At 60.7% G+C, this 18,689-nt stretch carries 16 protein-coding genes and 2 pseudogenes; 6 read left to right on the forward strand and 12 right to left on the reverse strand.

Going from position 1 to position 18,689, the window contains the following annotated elements; translation table 11 throughout:
* Positions 1 to 192: 192 nt before the first annotated feature.
* From BLV07_RS47885 to BLV07_RS33280, 5 genes are all read right to left on the reverse strand, one after another.
* Positions 193 to 564, reverse strand: coding sequence for a hypothetical protein (locus BLV07_RS47885; protein WP_176945919.1), 372 nt, complete (start codon positions 562 to 564; stop codon positions 193 to 195).
* A 272-nt stretch (positions 565 to 836) separates the two neighbouring features.
* Positions 837 to 1,088 (reverse strand): DUF3551 domain-containing protein, encoded by a 252-nt coding sequence (locus tag BLV07_RS33265; protein WP_091894380.1) that lies wholly within the window; start codon positions 1,086 to 1,088, stop codon positions 837 to 839.
* A gap of 30 nt (positions 1,089 to 1,118) precedes the next feature.
* Positions 1,119 to 1,400 (reverse strand): hypothetical protein, encoded by a 282-nt coding sequence (locus tag BLV07_RS33270; protein WP_091894382.1) that lies wholly within the window; start codon positions 1,398 to 1,400, stop codon positions 1,119 to 1,121.
* 148 nt (positions 1,401 to 1,548) lie between these two features.
* Positions 1,549 to 2,115 carry a hypothetical protein gene (locus tag BLV07_RS33275; protein ID WP_091894384.1) on the reverse strand — a complete coding sequence of 189 codons (567 nt, stop codon included), beginning with the start codon at positions 2,113 to 2,115 and terminating at the stop codon, positions 1,549 to 1,551.
* A 245-nt stretch (positions 2,116 to 2,360) separates the two neighbouring features.
* Positions 2,361 to 3,197 carry a helix-turn-helix transcriptional regulator gene (locus tag BLV07_RS33280; protein ID WP_244551285.1) on the reverse strand — a complete coding sequence of 279 codons (837 nt, stop codon included), beginning with the start codon at positions 3,195 to 3,197 and terminating at the stop codon, positions 2,361 to 2,363.
* Positions 3,198 to 3,294: 97 nt separating this feature from the next.
* On the opposite strand from BLV07_RS33280, the gene BLV07_RS33285 reads away from it, so the two are divergent.
* Complete coding sequence (locus tag BLV07_RS33285; RefSeq protein WP_091894387.1) at positions 3,295 to 3,681, forward strand: SPW repeat domain-containing protein; 387 nt, start codon at positions 3,295 to 3,297, stop codon at positions 3,679 to 3,681.
* Positions 3,682 to 4,002: 321 nt separating this feature from the next.
* Positions 4,003 to 4,983: an ABC transporter substrate-binding protein gene (locus BLV07_RS33290; RefSeq protein ID WP_091894389.1), complete on the forward strand. Its 981-nt coding sequence runs from the start codon at positions 4,003 to 4,005 to the stop codon at positions 4,981 to 4,983.
* 184 nt (positions 4,984 to 5,167) lie between these two features.
* On the opposite strand, the pseudogene BLV07_RS33295 reads toward BLV07_RS33290, so the two are convergent.
* Positions 5,168 to 5,800: pseudogene (locus tag BLV07_RS33295) on the reverse strand (transposase); the annotation flags it as partial.
* Between the two features lie 244 nt (positions 5,801 to 6,044).
* On the reverse strand, positions 6,045 to 6,401 hold the full coding sequence (locus tag BLV07_RS50425) for an MAPEG family protein (protein WP_091894391.1): 357 nt from the start codon (positions 6,399 to 6,401) through the stop codon (positions 6,045 to 6,047).
* Positions 6,402 to 6,980: 579 nt separating this feature from the next.
* Between BLV07_RS50425 and BLV07_RS33305 the strand changes: the two genes are divergently transcribed.
* Complete coding sequence (locus tag BLV07_RS33305; RefSeq protein ID WP_091894393.1) at positions 6,981 to 8,021, forward strand: IS110 family RNA-guided transposase; 1,041 nt, start codon at positions 6,981 to 6,983, stop codon at positions 8,019 to 8,021.
* Positions 8,022 to 8,513: 492 nt separating this feature from the next.
* Here BLV07_RS33305 and BLV07_RS33310 read toward each other — a convergent pair whose 3' ends face one another.
* From BLV07_RS33310 to BLV07_RS33330, 5 genes are all read right to left on the reverse strand, one after another.
* Positions 8,514 to 9,200 carry an NHL repeat-containing protein gene (locus BLV07_RS33310; protein WP_210187833.1) on the reverse strand — a complete coding sequence of 229 codons (687 nt, stop codon included), beginning with the start codon at positions 9,198 to 9,200 and terminating at the stop codon, positions 8,514 to 8,516.
* Positions 9,201 to 9,455: 255 nt separating this feature from the next.
* A complete protein-coding gene (locus BLV07_RS33315; RefSeq protein ID WP_091894397.1) occupies positions 9,456 to 10,436 on the reverse strand; it encodes an ABC transporter substrate-binding protein in 981 nt (326 codons plus the stop codon).
* A gap of 245 nt (positions 10,437 to 10,681) precedes the next feature.
* Positions 10,682 to 11,242 (reverse strand): ABC transporter substrate-binding protein, encoded by a 561-nt coding sequence (locus tag BLV07_RS49085; RefSeq protein WP_091894399.1) that lies wholly within the window; start codon positions 11,240 to 11,242, stop codon positions 10,682 to 10,684.
* Entirely contained in the window at positions 11,193 to 11,651 is a 459-nt protein-coding gene (locus BLV07_RS49815) for an ABC transporter substrate binding protein (RefSeq protein ID WP_091894401.1), read from the reverse strand. The genes BLV07_RS49085 and BLV07_RS49815 overlap by 50 nt, the downstream gene beginning before the upstream one ends.
* 109 nt (positions 11,652 to 11,760) lie before the next feature.
* Positions 11,761 to 12,756 carry a c-type cytochrome gene (locus BLV07_RS33330; RefSeq protein WP_143035558.1) on the reverse strand — a complete coding sequence of 332 codons (996 nt, stop codon included), beginning with the start codon at positions 12,754 to 12,756 and terminating at the stop codon, positions 11,761 to 11,763.
* 551 nt (positions 12,757 to 13,307) lie between these two features.
* Here BLV07_RS33330 and BLV07_RS33335 point away from each other — a divergent pair.
* From BLV07_RS33335 to BLV07_RS33345, 3 genes and pseudogenes are all read left to right on the forward strand, one after another.
* The gene (locus tag BLV07_RS33335) at positions 13,308 to 16,646 is read left to right on the forward strand and encodes an AAA family ATPase (protein ID WP_091894403.1); all 3,339 of its coding nucleotides are present in this window, start codon (positions 13,308 to 13,310) and stop codon (positions 16,644 to 16,646) included.
* Positions 16,647 to 17,008: 362 nt separating this feature from the next.
* Positions 17,009 to 17,265 (forward strand): annotated as a pseudogene (locus BLV07_RS33340) (hypothetical protein).
* A 469-nt stretch (positions 17,266 to 17,734) separates the two neighbouring features.
* Positions 17,735 to 18,247: an ATP-dependent DNA ligase gene (locus tag BLV07_RS33345; protein ID WP_349525483.1), complete on the forward strand. Its 513-nt coding sequence runs from the start codon at positions 17,735 to 17,737 to the stop codon at positions 18,245 to 18,247.
* Positions 18,248 to 18,689 lie beyond the last annotated feature (442 nt).

Here is an 18,689-nt window from a genome sequence, read left to right on the forward strand (position 1 = left end):
CGCTCGGGAAAGATGCTCCTCGCCAAACGGGTCCAGCCTCTCGTAAATTCTGGTCCCATGAAGAATGAGACCGCGCGGATCGTTGTACCTGCTATCGGGGCGTTGCTCTGCTACTGGCCGCAATAATATTACTAATTGGCCGGTGAGCCATCAAAGCGCCATCACCCATGCTAGGGTGCAGCACCGAGGTGTTTACGGGGCTTGTATGAAAAAGGGCGACGCGACGTGTTCTGGGTGCGGGGCTGGCTTTCGGCGTCTTGAATTGGCGATCGGGCCGAGCACCAAAGGCGAGTACCGTTGCCGGTAAGGCGACCGCTCGCCCTCCGGCATCGCTTCCAGCTCCCCGACGCCAACCGACAGGCGCGACAACTCGCTTTCCGTGATGCCGGTCAGCGATAGCTCAAAGCCGCCTTCGAGAAGGTCGGTCAATTCGAGCCGCAGCATCTCGTCATCCCAATCGCTCGCGTCGGTGAGCCGATTGTCCGCGATGACATAGGAGCGCTTCTGCCGCAGGCGCCCGATCGGCCATACCTCAACGGTGGCTTTATCGATCAAAGCGTCCATTTCAGGTCCGATGATTTGCCGGTTTATTGGCCGTTTCCCGGGCTCCGGGGCTCAATCAAAGCCCGAAACGGAAAGGCCCTGATATGCGCAAGGTTCGCGGTCCCGCGTCGGCTTTCCCAAAGTACCTTTGCAATCGATGGCCCTCGGCAGGGTCAATCGATCCACGTCGGGCGCCATCCTTTGCGGTCGGCATATCCGAGCACGCGCCGGCGATCCCAGCCGATCATGTAGCGGAGGATCGGTGCCGCGCGAATCCGCGACGAGCGCCGAATTTAGTAGACCCGACGAGACTGCCGTCGCATTGGCGCATACGCAAAATATGGATTGGCGTAGCACTGGGCGGCGCGCCCGGACGCCGTCGCGTTGCACTGCGCCAGTGACGTATAGGAGCAGTCGATGTAGCCTCCACCCAAGCGATAGGCCTGTAGGCAGATCGGATAGTTCGGATCATATGTCTGAGCCAGAGCAGGCGCCGACGTCAAAACTGCCACGGTCGCCAGGATCAGCAAGGCCTGAGTGCGCATCTGAACCTCCTCGGCATTGAGGTCAAAGCGTTAGCCCGTCCAAACTGGCGAACCATACTGACAAGTCAATTCACGTTCGCGCGTCGGGCCGAGGCCTTGCTTGGCGCGGGCCTTGTCCAATTCGAGCAGTTCGATCTTGAGCGCTGCGTCGCGAAAGCCGAGAGAGACCAGCCCATTGTGCGCCTCGGTCCATGACAGGGCGCCAGCGACGTATCGCTCGACGATGTTGCGATAGTAGCCGCGCCATTGCGCGAGGTACTCGGGATCGAGGCGGTTGACCGATCGATCTCGCGCAACGCACTGGATCACCACGGCCTAGTCCTTGTAAGGCGGGACGCCGGGCGGGGGATCTTACGTTGGCGTCTGCTTCTGTTCGGCTTGATCCGCCGGCGGCTTGTCCGCATGGCGCCGGTCCTCGTGCTCGTCCTCTTTCGGCTTGCCTGCCATGGCTCTCTCCATGCTAGCGGCGCTGGGTCGACATCGCCCGGATGACCGCGATTGCGAGGTTTAGCGTCATCTCTTGCCGCATCACCTCGGCGAAGTCCTTGTAGAACGGCACGTCTTGCCGGATCGGGACCGAGGACCGCAGCGAATACATCAGCTTGATGCGGCTCTTCGCTTTGCGGGTCGATCGGCTCTGGCGTTGGAAGATGAAGCGCCCGCGCTTGAAGCTGTTCCGCAAGTTCTTCGGCCGCTGCTGCGTCCGCACGGTCCCGCCGCTCGTCCGCTGCACGTTGACCGATGACGGAATCGAGAGGTTGCCGCCCTTGGCGCGCCGGGTGCCGCCCTTGGCATGCAGGGACAGGTTCGCCCGACTGAGCTTGTCATAAATCTCGACCGTCAGATCGCCCTTCGTCGCGCGCGAGCCTTTCGTGGTCAACGCAGCATTCATGAACGAACGATTGCGGACGGTAACCGACGTCGGCCACGTCGTCTCGATCAGATAGGACCGAGTATTCTCGGCGGCCATGTTGAGCGTGGTCGCCATGATGTAGGGGATTTGATCCGCGGTCGCGCCGAGGTCCATGCGTGCTGCTTGATCTGCGAGAAATCGAAATCGACCCCGAGCGTCGGCATGGGTAGTAGGTGTGCTCATAAGGCGTAGATGTCAGCTTCTGACGGCCAAGCGGAAATCTTACGCTCAGTCAGAGCATTACTGCTCGTGACCCCGACCGGACATGCGCGACGCGGACCAATTAATTTCAATTCTCGCCGCAAGGCTCCCGTAAGCATGCCGTTGATTGTACGGACGCTTAGTGCCGAGTTCATCGATTAGCGAGATCCATCCCGCAGCGCGTCGAATTCGCGCGGCGGCTGCCCGGTCACCCGGCTGAACACGCGGGAGAAGGCGGCCGCGCTGTCGTAGCCGACCTGCGCCGCGACACTCTTGACCGGCTTGCCCTTGCCGAGAAGCTGGCGCGCGATCGTCATGCGCCAGACCGTCAGGTACTCAATGGGCGTCAGGCCGACCAGCGTCCGAAAATGATCGGCGAACCGCGTGCGTGACATGCCCGCAACGTCGGCCAGATCCTCAAGCTTCCAAGGCTTCTTCGGCGCCTCGTGCATCGCGGTCAGCGCCTTGGCCAGGCGTGGGTCGGCGAGCCCGGCGAGCACGCCGGTCGAAACGGCGCCGCTCTCGACGACGTGACGCACGATCAGGATCAGGAGATAGTCGAACAGCCGGTCGAGCGCCGCCTGGCGGCCACCACCCTCTGAGAAGGCTTCGCCGACCAGCAGATCACAAACCGGGCCCAGCGCCGGATGCGCAGCGAGCGGCAGGACCACACATTCAGGTAGGCCCTGCCCAATCGGGTTGCCCTCCGCACCCCCGAGTTCGACGGTCGCGCAGACGAGGTCGGCTCCGCGCTCGGGATCAACTGCGAAACTGTGGGTCCGCCCGCGCGGTAAAAAAAGCAGGGTCGGCTCAACGAGTTCAAGATCGGCTTCTCCGCTCCGGGTGACCCTGAGCGCGCCTGCCTTGAACAGGTGCAAATGACCCACACCAGTGAATTGCAACGTCTGGCACAGGTTCCCGGCGAAGAACTTCCGGGCCGTCGGCGTCACGTGGGCGAACAGGGCAGCAAAAGGGTCCATCGGGACGATCAGCAAAATTATTGGCACCCGGCATCACCCATAGTCTTCCATATGAGCGGTGTGCAAGTCCCCACCGGGCCTACGCAGGCCTTGATCAACTGGAGAGAGTGTCATGAATATCCGTTTCGTCACAAAGACCGTTCACGCCTTCCTCGACTATCCCGTCGCGCTGAGCCTGATGGCAACGCCGTTCCTGCTCGGACTCGGCCATGGCAATCCGCTGGCGCTCTGGGTGTCGGTCGCAACCGGCGTCGCCGCCCTCATTCTGACCCTGTTCACCGATCACAAGACCGGTGTAGTCCGAGTGCTACCATATGGGCTGCATGTCGCGGTTGACCGCCTCGTCGGCATTGTTTTCGTCGCCGTGCCCTTCGTGCTCGGCCTGCAGGGGCTGGACGCCTGGTACTACTGGGCGAACGGTGCTGCGGTTCTCCTCGTCACCTTCATGCTCAACGCACCCGAAAGCGGTGAGCGCGCGCTGATGTCGGCGCACGCCTAAATGCCTTTGCTAACATCACGTGACAGCGGCCGAGTTTACCCTCGGCCGCTGCCGATGCTTGAACCACCCAGATTCGCTCCCAATAGCGATCCGCTTTGCTGCGGCGCATGAGTCCGGATTTGGCCCGCAACGGCCATGTCGAGCGGGCCGGACGATATCCGCCTTTGGGGAGCAAAGCAGAAGTGCCTCTAAGTCCGAACGATATCGCCTTTTAACCCGAAGCGGGCATGTGCCCTCGCGTTTGCAACGGACAACCCGCCTGGTGCCACGACCATCGAGAGGTGATACTCTGCACCGTCCTCAAGCTGCAATGAGGATCGAATGAAGCGGCGGGAGTTCATAGCAGCTACTGCGGCGCTGCTCGTTTCGCCAAGGCGTGCCTGGGCGCAGGGGCCTCGCCGTCGGCTTGGCTTTCTCGCTCTAGGTGACGCGAGCGGGCGGGCTCCCAATCAAGCCGAGCTTGCCTTGCTTGATGGGCTACGAGACCACGGCTGGATAGATGGAAGAAATCTGACTATCGACTACCGTTTCGCACAGCCTCAGGATCGCGCACCAGCTTTGGCTGCCGAGCTGATTCCGCTCCATCCCGATGTGCTCATCGCCGCGGGACCGCAAGCAGTGCTAGCCCTGAAATCGGCAACTGCTACCGTTCCGATCGTATTCGTGGCTGTGTTCGATCCCGTGGCGCTCGGCCTCGTCGAGAGCCTGTCGCGGCCAAGCGGCAACATAACGGGTCTTGCGACCTACGTGCCAGGCGAGTGGGTTGCAAAACGAATAGAAATCCTCCGGGAACTGGTTCCTGGCGCCTCGAAGATTGCGATCCTGGTCAATCCGGGCAACCCAATTCACAGGCTGCTATTAGCCGAGGAGATACCAAGCACCGCCCGAAACCTTGGCGTGGCGCTCCCGATAGTCGAGGCGACCACGGCCGAGGAACTCGATATTGCGTTTGCCTCGGCCGCCGCTCAGCGCGCCGATGCAATAATTGTTTTCGGCGATGCTCTGACCTGGGTCGAGGGTCCGCGAGTTATCGCGCTCGCGGCGAAGGATCATCTGCCCGCGATTTATCTCTTCCGACAAGTCGCCGAGGGCGGATTGATCGTCTACGGCCCCGATATAGCCGATCTGTTCCGCCGTGCAGGCGGCTACGTCGATAAGATCCTCAAAGGCACCAAGCCTGCTGATCTGCCGGTAGAGCAGCCGACCAAATTCGAAATGATGATCAACCTGAAGACGGCCAAGGCGCTCGGCCTCACCGTGCCGCCGTCCTTACTTGTTCGGGCTGATGAAGTGATCGAATAGAGATGCTTTTTGCTGCAGCGCGTTAGTCCGATAATGGCCCAGGCCGTGTGAAAATCCGGCAACTTGGGGAGCCCCGGCGCATTGCGGCCGCCGAGCTTCTCATTCGGTGGAATCGATCTCCTGTCATCTCGGTGGCAACCGGGAGCTTCGTGCAGGCGCCGATTTGGTCGCGCAGAGGCCGGCCTCACGCCTGCATCGCCTCCAGCAATCCGCCTACGCCTACAATCATCATCACGCGCTTCATGTTGTAGGCGAGCACGTTGAGCGCCATCTCGGCGACCACCTTTGGCAGCTTTTTCGTGAGAAAGTGCGTTGCTCCCATCCAACACTTCATCGTGCCGAACGGATGCTCCGCTGTCTGACGGCGGACACCCATTGCATTGGGGTTGTGGTCGAGCCGATCCTGAACTTTTTCCAGAACGGCCTCATGCTCCCAGCGTGAGATGCGGCGCTCGGGACCTGTCGTGCACTGAGCTCTTAGCGCGCAGGTCTTACAGGCGCTTGTCCAATAGCGGCGCAGTGTCTTTCCGTCCTCTACGTTCGTATAGTGATAAGTTAGCCGCTCGCCGGCGGGACAGCGATAAACATCGTCGGCGGGGACATAGACGAAGCCCTGTTTGCCGAAGCGGCCAGCAGCCTTGGCGCCCGAAGTCATCGGCTTCGGCAACGTCACCGTGATGTCGGCTTCCTCGCAGGCCCTGATCTCCTCGCCATCGTAATAGCCGCGGTCTGCCACGACTTCGAGCGTCTCGACAGACGTCTCGTCGCGAGCCTTCCTGGCCATGTTGGCGAGTTGGTGGCGATCAGTGCCCACGTTGACCTCAAGCCGCGATCGAGGCGATCAGCGGCCTGATTCCGAGGATATTCATTGCTCGGGTCAGATTATAGGCCAGAACCGAGAGGGCCATCTCGGCGGCTATCTTTGGGAGAGTTGCGGGTTCTGCTAACGAGAGGCGGTTAAGCTCTAGTGCGGCAGCGCTTCAGCCGAATTCGCGCACCCAACCCCGGCGTCGATGGTTCTCCAGCTTCTGATTTCGGCGACCCGTGCTTATCCGGCGTGCTCAGACGAACAACTCGGCCACGATCGTGAAAATCCCAACCTGTGCGGCGAGCCAACAGATTGGCCGTACACCCGGAGGCGCGAAGGCGTACGCAGGAACGTAAAGCAGCCGGGCGACGACGAACGTCCAAGCCCCGATTGTCGCTAGCGAGCCGACGGCGTTAGCTGCATGCACCAGAAACAGGGCGGCGAGGAACTGTGGAAATATCTCAAGCAGGTTATGGTGTGCCCGAACAAAACGTCCGCTCACACCTGTAACCTCGCGCGGTTCTTCACGAGGCCCTGCAACCCAAGCGCCCCCTAGCTGACGGAGTGTCAGCACACTGGATAGGGTAAGCTGCACGACGGCCAGCAACATGGCCGCGGCCAATGCCCACAGATCGCCTGTGTTGTACCAACCCTCAAGCTCGCGCGTCCTGGTACGTTTGACGGTGTCACAAGGTTTCGTAACCGCAATGCTTGGCGGCCCGCGCGCCTCGACCGGGATGAAGCATACGATCTGTATGTCCGTAAGGAGTCAGTCGCGTCGTTTGGCCGCGGGATTTCGTCAGCGATTAGCGGCGTGGCAACGGCACCAGCGAATACGATGGCGCCAAACCCGAACATGCAGCGCACGGCCACCTCCCTAGGAACGTCCAGAAGGGGGTTTTCGAATTTGGCCGCATTAGGTCGGCTACGGGTCTTGGCTGTGTGAAAACGCCGAGATGGATGAGAGCGATAGAAGAAGTTGTTCGTCCAAGCCGATCTAGCGCTCATGTTCGCAAGCGATTTCCAGTTAGACGGCGAACTGAAGAACGCTATTCTATCTGTCTTTCGCCTTCTCGCGTTTTTACACATGGGGTAATTCCGAGCTCGGAGCCATACTCAGGCTCTGGGAATCAGCTCTCCAGGACTCGACGAGGCCTACCTCAGGGCCTTGCAATGACGGAGAGAGGCAATGGAGCACTATGTCGGATTAGACGTGTCACTGAAACTGACTTCGATCTGCATCGTCGATCGGACAGGAAAGGTCGAGCGCGAAGGGGTGGTTACGTCTGACCCGGAGGCGACCGCGAAGTTCATCAAATTGCACGCGCCACACGTCGTTCGGATTGGACTCGAGACTGGAGCAACGTCGACATGGCTGTGGACCGAGCTGAATAAGATCGGGTTACCCGCTATCTGCATTGACGCCAGGCATGCGAAGGCGGTTCTGAAGATGCAGATCAACAAGAGCGACCGAAATGACGCTGCTGGCATAGCGCGTATCATGCAATGTAGTTGGTACAAGGAGGTTTGCGTCAAGGATCTCGACAGTCATGCGACCAAAGCCCTTCTTGTCAGTCGAGCTCTGCTCGTCAAGATCAAGCGGGATATCGAAAATCAAATCCGGGGGCTCCTCAAGAATCTTGGGCTTGTCATCGGACGAGCAAAGATGAATATGTTTGCTGTGCGTGCCGCGCAGTTGGCCGAGGATCGGTCAGAGCTTTTTGCCGCGGTAGATCCATTGCTGAAGGCACGCGAGGCCGTCGAGCAACAGATTGTGGACCTTGACCGCAAGGTGCTGCGGCTGGCTCGCAACAATGCTCAGGTGCGACGGTTCCAGACGGCTCCTGGCATCGGCCCGGTCACGGCCCTTTGCTACCTTGCGACGATCGATGACCCCGCTCGCTTCAAGAGATCACGAAGCGTCGGAGCCTACGCAGGGCTAACGACCCGCCGATACGCATCCGGCGAGATTGACTGGACGGGCCGAATCTCGAAATGCGGTGATAAGATGCTGCGAAGTTACCTCTACGAGGCAGCCAATGTGCTGCTCACACGCGTAGCAAAATGGTCAACACTCAAAGCGTGGGGCATTCGGCTTGCGAAACGAAGCGGGCTACGCAAAGCCAAGGTTGCAGTTGCCCGAAAACTTGCTGTCATTCTGCATCGGATGTGGATCGATGGTACCGAATTTAAATGGTCATCAAAGGATGCTGCTGATCAGCCTGCATAAAGGATAACGAGTTCCCGCCGAACAGCGGGAGCGAACGTCCCTGCCGGGACGCTGGCGTTGGTGAGATCGCCCCTGGCTTTGCGGTGCTCGGAAGGGCAAAGCGCGCTTCACACATTGATCCGCTAACGTCATCTTACGCCATCATGCGGAGGGCACGCCCCTACCGCGGAGAGAACCATGGACCCGGCAAGGATGTTCAAGGAGAGCTTGACCTCACGCCCGGAATTAGAGAACAGCCAGGGTCATCTTCGACCGAAGCTACGGGTTGCGCCCGCCGCTCGATGCCTGCTTTTCCCCGAAAGCGACCTACTTACTGCGCGGCAGCGAGATGACGCGATGGGGGCCAGAAGCCGACATCACCAAGATCAAGAGGAACTGGTTGCTGAATTGGATCGTGACGGCCCACGAACCCACAAACGGGTCCTGGCCCTTCTTGCGATGTTACGGCACCAAGCCGAGCACGGCACACCGCGATTTCGCCGCTCACCACGATCAATTTCTGACGTATTTTTTTATGTCAGGAAGCTGCGTGAAGCCGCCGAACACGTTGCTCTGTTTGTCGGCAGCGACGCCTTCCGGCATTTCCTCGTTCGGATCTGAGATGAAGGCGGTCACCTTGCCGTCCCTGACGCTACCGATGCGGATGCCCTGCTGGAACGGCGGGTTCACATTTTCATTCGATTGCGAGTCGGTCACGTAAATTATGTCATCGCGGATGTACACCCCGCTCGGGCGACCGAATTGCTTCCATTCTGCCAGGAATTTTCCATCCTGATCGAAAATCTGGATGCGGTTGTTCGCCCGGTCGGCGACGAACAAGCGTCCGGCCGAATCCATGGCGAGACCATGGGGTACATCGAATTCCCCCTGTCCCGAACCATGGCGGCCCCAGGCTTTGATGAATTTTCCGTCCTTCGAATATTTGACGATACGATCGTTGGTTTCCGGCACCGGAAAATCGCCGTGGCCGTCGGCGACAAAGATATCGCCGTTCGGGGCGATAAGAACGTCGGACGGACTGTTAAACTCATCGGGTCCGTCGCCAGCTACGCCGGGCTTGCCGAGCGTCCTTAGCACGCGACCGTCCGGCGCCAACTGCACGACGATTTGCTTCTTGCCGTCCGTAACCCAAACCGTTCCGTCGGAGGCGGAAAATAGACCGTGCGGCCATTCGAACATGCTGGAGCCAAAACTAGCGACCAGGTGCCCAGAGGCATCGAATTCCTGAATCGGCGCGAGGTCCGACCCCTCACAGGTCCTTGCCCCCTGCCGCAAGCGCCGGCTTAAAAATCGGCGGCTTCGGGTCACGCACGGAAGAACTCGGGTGGAGCATATCGAGTCCGCTTCGCCCCCAAGGAGCGGACGTCTAGCCGACATGCCGGGTCGGCCGCTTGGGGCCATAACCGGACTCGCGCGCTGCAGCAAAAAGCATCTCTATTCGATCACCTCATCGGCCCGAACAAGTAACGACGGCGGCACGGTGAGGCCGAGCGCTTTGGCCGTCTTCAGGTTGATCACGAGTTCGAATTTGGTTGGCCTCTCTACCGGCAGGTCGGAAGGTTTCGCACCTTTGAGTATCTTGTCCACATAGCCAGCTGCGCGGCGGAGCAGGTCGCCTGAATCGGCACCGTACACTGACAAACCGCCATTGGCGTAATGTCGGAACAGATAGTTTGCCGGCAGACGATACTTCGCCGCGAGCGCGATAATTCGCGGAGCCTGCACATAGGTGAGAGGATCGCCAAAATCGATTATCGCATCGGCGCGCTGGGCGGTGGCGGACGCAAAGGCGACGTCGAGTTCGTCGGCCGTGGTCGCCTCAACTGGCAGCAGAGCAATACCGAGCTTCCGGGCTATGCGTGGTATCTCTTCCGCGAGATACAGCCTTTGCATCGGATTGTCCGGATTGACCAAGAGCGCGATTTTCGAGGCGCCGGGAACGAATTCGCGGAGAATTTCGAGACGTTTCTCAAGGAAATCATCCGGTACCATGGTCGAAAAGCCCGTCATGTTGCCACCCGGTCGCGCCAAGCTTTGCACGAGGCCGAGCTTCACTGGATCGGCCACACCCACGAAGACAATCGGAATGGTGGCCGTTGCCGACTTCAGGGCTATGGCTGCTTGCGGTCCCGGAGCGATGAGCAGATCGGGACTGAAAGCAATCAGCTCGGCGACGGAAGCTGCCAGTCGATCCGCGGGTTGGGAAAAGCGATACTCGATGACCAGATTTTTTCCCTCTATCCAGCCGAGGCTTCGCAGCGCTTCAGGGAACCTAAGCTCGGCTTGATTAAGGGCCTTCCCGCTCCCATCGCCTATGGCAAGAAAACCTAGTCGGCGACGAGCCCCCTGAGCCCAGGAAGCCGGTGGCGAAACAAGCAGCGCCGCAGTGCACGCTATGAACTCCCGCCGCTTCATTCGATCCTCATCAAGGCTTGAGGACGATGGGGCGCAGAGTATCACGTTTCGATAGTCGTACCGACTGCGTGTGCAAATGCTGCGTCGCAAATGCGGCGCGTGGCGCAGGACGGCTTGGGGTCATGAGCGTCGGTTTGAGCGTTAGCGGGTGACTTCTGGTCTCACCTCCACTTCGGACGTTCCCCGTGCCGCGCGAATGGTCGCGAAGGGCCACTTCCGGACTCATGCATTGCAACAAAAGAGCGCTATTCAATCACCTCGTCGGCCCCGATGAGCATCGATTGCGGCACCGTCAGACCGAGCGCCTTCGCCGTCCTCAGGTTGATCACGAGCTCGAACTTCGTCGGCTGCTGCACGGGCAGCCCGGCGGCCTTGGCGCCTTTCAGGATCTTGTCGACGTAGATTGCGGCCTTCCGGTACGCATCGGCCTCATCGGACCCATAGCTCAGCAGGCCGCCCCGGTCTGCGAAATCGCGAACGAAGAACACCGCCGGCAGTCGGTAGCGGACCGCCAGTTCGGCAACCCGCCGGATCGGCAAACTGGGCTGGACGATCAATGCGTCCGGAGGCCCCTTGTCCAATGCTGAAAAGGCAGCGTCGAGCTCGGCGCTGCTGTGGATCATGACGGGATCGATCGTGACCTCGGCTGCTGCCCCGTTGCTCTCGACCTGCTGCAAAAACGGCTTTGAGAAGGGATCGGGCATATTGGCCATCGCCGCGATGCGACGCGCCGCCGGCATCAGTTGCCGGATGATATCACCAATTTGCCTGCCAGTTCCGCACCGATGGCGGCCATCCGGTGACATTTCCGCCGGGTTTGGCGAGGCTCGCGACGAGCCCCGTCTCGACCGGATTGCCGACCAGTGCCATCACGATCGGGATCTGATGCGTTGCTTGCTTGGCGGCGAGAGCTGCCGGCGTGAACCAAACCACAATCAGGTCCACCTGGAGCCGCACCATCTCCTCAGCCAAAGCGGGAAGCCGGGCTGCTTGCCCCATGTCCGATCGGAATTCGTATCGAACGTTTCCTCCTTCGATGTAGCCGAACTCGCGCATGTCTTGCTGAAAGAGCCGCCAAAAGCGTTCCGAGGCGGGTGATCCGACGACGAGCACGCCGATCGTCGGCACTTTTGCCGGCAGCGCTGCGCCGGCGAGCGGCCACAACGTTACGGCAGCTCCGATGAAGGCGATTAAATCGCGTCGCGGCAAACGCATGGCCCCTCCCTGTGATGCGGCTGTGGCGCGGCATCCAGCAGCATGGGATCCTGCCACCGAACGCCGTTCTCAACATCCGAGGCTACCTCCGCTAACTTCCGGTTCAGTCTCATGGCTCCCGAGAAGCTAGATAGGCCGCTAGAGACACGAAATCCTCCTCGTCCAGATTGGCAACAACCCCGGCCATGAGGGCACTCCACGGTCCGGCGCGCGCGCCATGTTTGAAATCATAGAGTTGGCGAACAATGTAACTTGGCGAGCGACCGGCGATGCCCGGTATGGGACCGAGGCCCTTGAGGTCGGGGCCATGGCATATCCCACACTGAACGGTCTTGCCGGCTCCGCCGCTCATAACGAGCGTTTCTCCCTTTGCAACGCTGCCCACCGGTACGTACGCGGTAAATTCGGCATGGCTATCGTAAGACTCGAACTGATCGAGATCATCGGGCACTTCGACAATACGCCGACCAATCGACTCCGAACCCCCATCTTTTGAAACCGCATAGATCAACCACGCCACATAGGTCTTTGGGGCGGTATTAGTCTCAATGACCTTGATGTGCTTTTTCGGCTTCAACGAGGAAAAATACGCTGCCGCCTTCGCCACCTCATCATCGGTTACGGCCCTGGAAACCGCATCCATTAGCGCAACCGGGATCCGTTGGGGGACTGAGCTCTTTCGTGCTCCATCTCTGAAATCAATCACCTGTTGGCGCATGTAATCGGCTGACAGCCCGGCGAGGCTTGAATTTTCGGGACCACCAGCTCCGTCGGCCCGGTGACAATGCCCGCACGCAAGGACATCAGGTTTCCGGCCATATGCGACGATGTCGGGCATTGGGGGATGATCATCAGGATGCCAATCCTTGGGGAAGAAACGATCCTGCAATTGCGCCGTCGTGAAAGCGGCTGAACTGTCCGGCACGTGATGAAGCTTGCCGTCGTCTGGCGGAAGCTTGAATCCCGGCGGAGTCACCGGATAAGCCCACGCGGGCGGCCCGTCGTCGCTGGCCGCGCGCGTTGTAGGTTGCAAAGGGAACGTCAATGAAAGCGTAGTGGCCAACAGTAGTCGCACCGCCGCAGTACTCACTATCTTTCGGTGCATGCGTTTCCTCCCGCGTGCAGGCTAACCCATGGTCGCCGTGCTTGTATGTGTGTCCGCCGGGAATGCGTTGACCATAGCACCGGTCGAAGTCGAGTGCATCTATCCCCGAGCAAAGACGCTCTGGTTCCACGTGCAGCTTACGGTTGGCCGGATTCGTCCGCGGAAATCATCGACCCGTTTCGAAGTTGCCGTAAAGCGACTTGAAGGTCTCCGGTATCGAAACGCGCATCGGCAGTCTGCTCGGACCCAACACGTCCCGCTCGGTAGCTGGACTTCCGAGTTGGGTCATTTTCGACCGAGCCAGCCGATCCTGCCTGCTACTTGATGTCCGGTATGCCCTGAAAGCGATCGAATAGCTGCGCGGCAACGAAATGTAGCGAAGGGCCAACTCCGGACATCGATTCGCTGGCCAGAGCCTCGCGATGTCCGCGGGTTTGGGTTGAACCGGCTCGGCTGTAAGAGGCTCCGACAGGCAGCCCGGCGACCGGACACATGAGGTGCCACCCAGCTAAGAATGGTATATAGTCCGTGGTCCAGGTTGGGTGGCCACAATGCAGTCGATTGCGCACTGGCTCAACACACTTGGCCTCGGGCAATACGCGCAGCGTTTTGCCGAAAATTACATCGATGCCAGCGTTCTCCGCGATCTGACTGACCAAGACCTGGAGAAAATCGGCATCCCGTTGGGGCACCGAAAGAAGCTGCTGCGCGCCATTCGCGAGCTTGCCGACGCATCCCCGGCCACGCCTCCGCCGGCCACAGCTTCCAAACCCGATAGCGCTGAGCGCCGCCAGCTCACCGTCATGTTCACCGACCTTGTGGGCTCCACGGCCCTTTCGACGAGGCTTGACCCAGAAGACCTGCAGGAGATCATCGGCGCCTATCACCGATGTTGCGCCAAGGTCATCATCCAATCCGGTGGTTTCGTCGCCAGATATCTCGGCGATGGCGTGCTCGCCTATTTCGGCTATCCGCAGGCCCATGAGGACGATGCCGAGCAGGCAGTGCGCGCGGGGCTGGCGCTGGTCGAAGCCGTGGCGAAGCTCGAGGCCGGCCAGGCGTCATCGTTACACGTGCGGGTGGGTATTGCCACGGGCCTCGTGGTCGTCGGCGACCTCATTGGCGGGGACGCGGCGCACGAAAATGAAGTGGTCGGCGAGACCCCAAATCTGGCGGCGCGGCTTCAGGCGCTTGCCGAGCCGGATGCCGTTGTTATCGAGGGCGGCACACGCCGCCTTCTTGGTGAGCTGTTCGATTACAGCGATCTCGGGGCGGTGCCTGTCAAGGGATTCGACGGTTCAGTGCAGGTCTGGCGGGTGCTGGGCGCGAGCTCGGTCGCCAGCCGCTTCGAGGCTTTGCGCGCCGTTACGACGCCATTGGTCGGCCGTGAGGAAGAGATTGCGCTACTGATGCGCCGCTGGCAGCAGGCCAAGAACGGCGAAGGCTGCGTCGTGCTGATATCGGGCGAGCCGGGCATCGGCAAGTCGCGGATTGCTCAGACCGCTTTGGAGCGGCTAGCCGGTGAGCCACACACCCGCTTGCGCTATTTTTGCTCGCCCCACCACCAGGACAGTGCGCTCTATCCGAGCATCGCCCAGCTCGAGCGGGCGGCTGGATTTGGGCGCGAGGACACGGACGAGCAGCGGCTGGACAAGCTCGAGGCGGTGCTGTCTCTTGGAACCAGCGACCTCAACGAGATCGTCCCCCTGCTGGCCGACTTGTTGTCGATCCGGACCGGCGACCGCTACCTGCCACTCAAACTCACTCCGCAGAAGCGCAAGGAGAAGACGCTTCGCGCGCAAGTCGCCCAGGTCGAGGGGCTGGCCACGCATCAACCCGTGCTGATGGTGTTCGAGGACCTCCATTGGAGCGACCCGACCACGCGAGAGTCGCTGGATCTGCTCATCGATCGCGTCCCCGCCCTACGGGTCCTCGTGATCATCACGTTTCGCCCGGAGTTCGCGCCGCCGTGGATCGGCCGCCCGCAGGTGACTCTGCTCAATCTCAACCGCCTAGCGCCCCGGCAACGCGCCGAGATGATCATTGGAGTAACGGGCGGCAAGGCGTTACCCAGGGAGATCGTGGATCAGATCATCGATCGCACCGATGGCGTGCCACTGTTCATCGAGGAGCTGACGAAGACCGTGGTGGAAAGCGGCATCGTCACCGATGTGGGCGACCACTACTCCGTGACGGGGCCAGTTGCGCCGCTGGCGATTCCGACAACCCTACATGCTTCCCTGCTCGCCCGGCTCGATCGGCTGGCACCGACGCGCGAGGTGGCCCAGATTGGGGCTACGCTCGGTCGGTCGTTCTCGTACGAGTTGATCAGTGCCGTCGCGCAGATGTCCCATCAGAATCTAGATGAAGCTCTCGAACGACTCGCAAGCGCAGAGCTGATCTTCCGACGCGGAACACCGCCCGACGCAGAGTACACATTCAAGCACGTGTTGGTGCAGGATGCCGTCTACAGCACGCTGCTCCGCAGCCGGCGCCAAGAACTTCATGCGCGCATCACCGCCACTTTGGAAAGCCAGTTCCCTGACGTCGTCGCCGCTCAGCCCCAGCTGTTGGCGCAACATTCCGCAGAGGCTGGTCTCAGCGAGAAGGCCATCCGCTACCGCCTCAAGGCGGGTCAGCAGGCGGTCGCGCGCTCAGCAATGCCAGAGGCTGTGGCGCAGTTGCAGAAGGGCTTGGAACTCCTTTCCGGAATTGATCGCGGAACCGTGCGCCAGGAGAAGGAGCTCGAGCTCCAGATCGCGCTTGGGCGCGCGCTAATGGCAGCAAAGGGGCTCGCGGCGACGGAGCCAGGCAAGGCGTTCGCTCGCGCGCGTCAGCTCTGTGAGCATTTGGACCGGCCGCCTCAATTGGGTCCAGTGCTAATAGGCCAATGGCAGCATCGCATTGTCCGCGGGGAATTGGAGGAAGCTGAGCGCCATGCCGAAGAAATGCGCCAGCTCGGTGAAGCCCGCGGCGACGTGATGTGGAAATGCTTCGGCTCGTTTCTTAGCGGGGTCGCCTGCTTCTGGCTTGGCAAGTTTATCGATGGTCGCGGTTACCTGGAAAATGGTCTTTCCCTGTGGGACTCGACGTTTCGTGCTTTCGGGGCGTCGCCGGATGATCCGCATGTTCAGGCATTGATTCATCTTTCGCGGACGTTGGCGTGCCTCGGCTATGTCCAACAGGCGCGCATGTGGCGGGACGAGGCGCTGGCGGAGGCGCGACGGCTCTCACCGTACAACGTGGCTTTCGCGTTGTATCAAGCCTGGTTCGGGGACTGGGCCATGGAGGGAGCCGGATCCGCCCCACGAACGCTTCGGTCGGCGGAAGAGTTATTGGCCATCTCGCGCGAGCACGGGTTCCCTCAGTGGTCGGCGAATGGGAATATCATGCGCGGCTGGTGTCTGGGCGCAGTGGGGCAACCAGTGGAGGGAATGCCTCTGCTCCTACAAGGGATAGCCAACCGCCGTGCCACCGGTGCCAACTTGCTCTCACCATTTCTTCTCACAATGCTCGCGGAGGCCAACGGGAACGCGGGCGAGCCGGAACAAGGGCTTGATCGACTGGCTGAGGCTGCCAAATTGGTTGAGACGACACAGGAGCGCTGGGCGGAGGCCGAAATGCATCGGGTGCGCGGGACGCTGTTGCTGTCGATGAACGAGCACGCCGCAGCGGAAGATAGCTATCACAACGCGCTAGCCGTCGCGAAGTGGCAGAGCGCCAAGCTCTTCGAACTCCGCGCCGCCACCAGCCTCGCGCGCCTGTGGCGCGATAACGGTAGACGTACCGAGGGCCAAGGTCTTCTCGCGCCGATCTACGGCTGGTTCACCGAAGGTTTCGACACGCCGGTTCTGAAGGAAGCCAAGGCGCTGCTCGACCAAATGGCTTGATACGGTTCGCCTCTAATTCGCTAAGAGAGTTGCTCATCGTGCAACCGCCCGAGCCGTGACGCACGTTGGTCGATGATCTCATGCGTCGTCTGCAGTTCGTCGCCGCTGGCCCACGGAGGGGGAGCCCGGGAAATGATTGCCACCGCGTGCCCACAGAGCGTCGGATATCCGGAATGGGTCATAAACGGGCTTCCCCATCTGGCCGCCCAAGGTCGGCTTCCGGCCAGAACGCTGACATTCCGTCGCTTCCGGCAGAAGACAGTCACGGGCCACAAGCGGCTTATCACCCGGAGCCCTCACCAGGGAGCTTGCGCTGAATGATGGACGGTCACCATTTCGCCTATCTCGACTGGACACGGCGCATGAACCACGTTGAGGCACGCCCCTACGCCGATCCGGAGATTGCCGCCCGGAAGCTGGTCGAGCTCGCCGCCAGCATCGAGCCGGTCCAGGACGGCCGCATTCATATCGAGAAGATCAATGCGCGTTTCTCTACACCCTCAACGCCACTGGGAGCGAGTTCAGCGCAGGCATCAAGTATGCGGTCGAGCGCGGCTGGCTCGATCTGCACGAGAGCGGGACCTATGTCCGTCTCTTGACGATGGAGGCCGCCCACTGAGGCGGCCTCTGATACTGAGGAAATTACGGGTGCTCAGAAAGACAGAAGGGCTATTGCCGCGAGCACCGTATTCAAGGCTCCTACTGCGATGATGGCAGCCGTAACAAGGCGGTCATGGTTTGGCATTTGCACCTCCCCGCCGCTAGAGCGGCGGCATTTCACCATGACCATCTAAGCGGGAAAAGTAGGAAACGCTGACCCAAGAGGGAGGCGGCAAAGCTTGGTACGGTAGCCCGCAAAAACGCGGCCCCAGCTGGGGGGCTGAGGCCGTTGGCTCCGCTCCGGCTTTCGGGGGGCTTGGGGATGCCGGAGCAGAGAGGCAATTCGCCAGATTGCCACTTGTTCCTGACTCGTAAACGCCGCGCGAAACCTTATCTTCGGCGCATGCGTATGGCGTATGAGCTCTGCCTGGCCACCGCTGGCAAGCAGGTCCCAGACGGGCCGGACTGGATTCACGAAGTAAAGCACGATGGCTACCGGATACTTGGTTATCCGGGAGAACGAGCGCGTGCGCCTCCTCTCTCGTAACGGCACCGACTGGACGAAGCGCTATCCCTGGATTGCTGAGGCGGCGCTGAAGAACCGGCAGAAGCGCTTCGTGATCGACGGCGAAGCCGTGATCCTTGGGGTGGACGGCATCAGCGACTTCAATGCGCTGCACAGCCGGCTATACGACCATGAGGTGCAGCTATACGCCTTCGATATCCTCGTCATGGGCGGCGATGATTTGCGGTCCCTCCCCCTCCACCTGCGCAAAGCAAATCTGCAGCAGCTATTGGCGCGCCGGCCGGACGGGATCAGCGTGGCGCCCTTCGAGCGCGGCGAGATCGGGCCCGACTTATTCCGGGCAGTAGCCATGGGACAAACGACCCGAATTTTGAAGCGGGCATACGTCCTGCCCGATCTCCTGAAGATGCTTCAGGAACTCGAGGATCTACGAGAGAAGGTCCGGCTAGCAGAATCTGCTCGCGTATTGCACTAAGCTTGGCGCGGTTGAGGCGCGTTAAAACAGCCATCCCCCTCCGGGGCGGTTCGGCGCGCTTTAGCCGCTCGCCGCCACCCGTAAATTTCCCAATATCGCTCGCATCGAGCTCATTCGATCATTTCGAAATGAGATCGTCGAAGCCAAAGGAATGGACTGAGGCTGAGCGGAGGCGGCTTGCGTGGCTGGCGCGCCGTCGTGTTGTATCGGAGATAGCGGCGGCGCTCGGTCGGCACACCGGATCCGTGAGGCGAATGGCGCGCGCAATGGGGCTTATTCTGAAAAAATAATCTTGCCAACCTTCTAACCTCCTCGCCGACCGGTTGCGGAATGCTGCGCACGCTATGAAGGCAGAGCTCTACGGTATTTGCCAAGTTTGGCGGCCAGGATGATAGGCCCATATCGAGCTGAATGATCGGCTCGAGCGCGGCGGTGCACCAGT

Origin of the sequence: Bradyrhizobium sp. Rc2d (assembly GCF_900099855.1) — a bacterium.
In the GTDB taxonomy this organism is placed as follows: Bacteria; Pseudomonadota; Alphaproteobacteria; order Rhizobiales; family Xanthobacteraceae; genus Bradyrhizobium.

Excerpts from the sequence above, each read along its gene's own strand:
- BLV07_RS50425 (WP_091894391.1), bottom strand. The coding sequence starts at position 6,401 with ATGTTGCTGGCCGTCGTGCAGCTTACCCTATCCAGTGTGCTGACACTC.
- BLV07_RS33345 (WP_349525483.1), top strand. The coding sequence starts at position 17,735 with ATGGCTACCGGATACTTGGTTATCCGGGAGAACGAGCGCGTGCGCCTC.
- BLV07_RS33310 (WP_210187833.1), bottom strand. The coding sequence starts at position 9,200 with ATGTTCGAATGGCCGCACGGTCTATTTTCCGCCTCCGACGGAACGGTT.
- BLV07_RS33335 (WP_091894403.1), top strand. The coding sequence starts at position 13,308 with ATGCAGTCGATTGCGCACTGGCTCAACACACTTGGCCTCGGGCAATAC.
- BLV07_RS33290 (WP_091894389.1), top strand. The coding sequence starts at position 4,003 with ATGAAGCGGCGGGAGTTCATAGCAGCTACTGCGGCGCTGCTCGTTTCG.
- BLV07_RS49085 (WP_091894399.1), bottom strand. The coding sequence starts at position 11,242 with ATGTCACCGGATGGCCGCCATCGGTGCGGAACTGGCAGGCAAATTGGT.
- BLV07_RS33330 (WP_143035558.1), bottom strand. The coding sequence starts at position 12,756 with ATGCACCGAAAGATAGTGAGTACTGCGGCGGTGCGACTACTGTTGGCC.
- BLV07_RS33315 (WP_091894397.1), bottom strand. The coding sequence starts at position 10,436 with ATGAAGCGGCGGGAGTTCATAGCGTGCACTGCGGCGCTGCTTGTTTCG.
- BLV07_RS33285 (WP_091894387.1), top strand. The coding sequence starts at position 3,295 with ATGAATATCCGTTTCGTCACAAAGACCGTTCACGCCTTCCTCGACTAT.
- BLV07_RS49815 (WP_091894401.1), bottom strand. The coding sequence starts at position 11,651 with ATGCGTTTGCCGCGACGCGATTTAATCGCCTTCATCGGAGCTGCCGTA.
- BLV07_RS33275 (WP_091894384.1), bottom strand. The coding sequence starts at position 2,115 with ATGGACCTCGGCGCGACCGCGGATCAAATCCCCTACATCATGGCGACC.
- BLV07_RS47885 (WP_176945919.1), bottom strand. The coding sequence starts at position 564 with ATGGACGCTTTGATCGATAAAGCCACCGTTGAGGTATGGCCGATCGGG.
- BLV07_RS33305 (WP_091894393.1), top strand. The coding sequence starts at position 6,981 with ATGGAGCACTATGTCGGATTAGACGTGTCACTGAAACTGACTTCGATC.
- BLV07_RS33265 (WP_091894380.1), bottom strand. The coding sequence starts at position 1,088 with ATGCGCACTCAGGCCTTGCTGATCCTGGCGACCGTGGCAGTTTTGACG.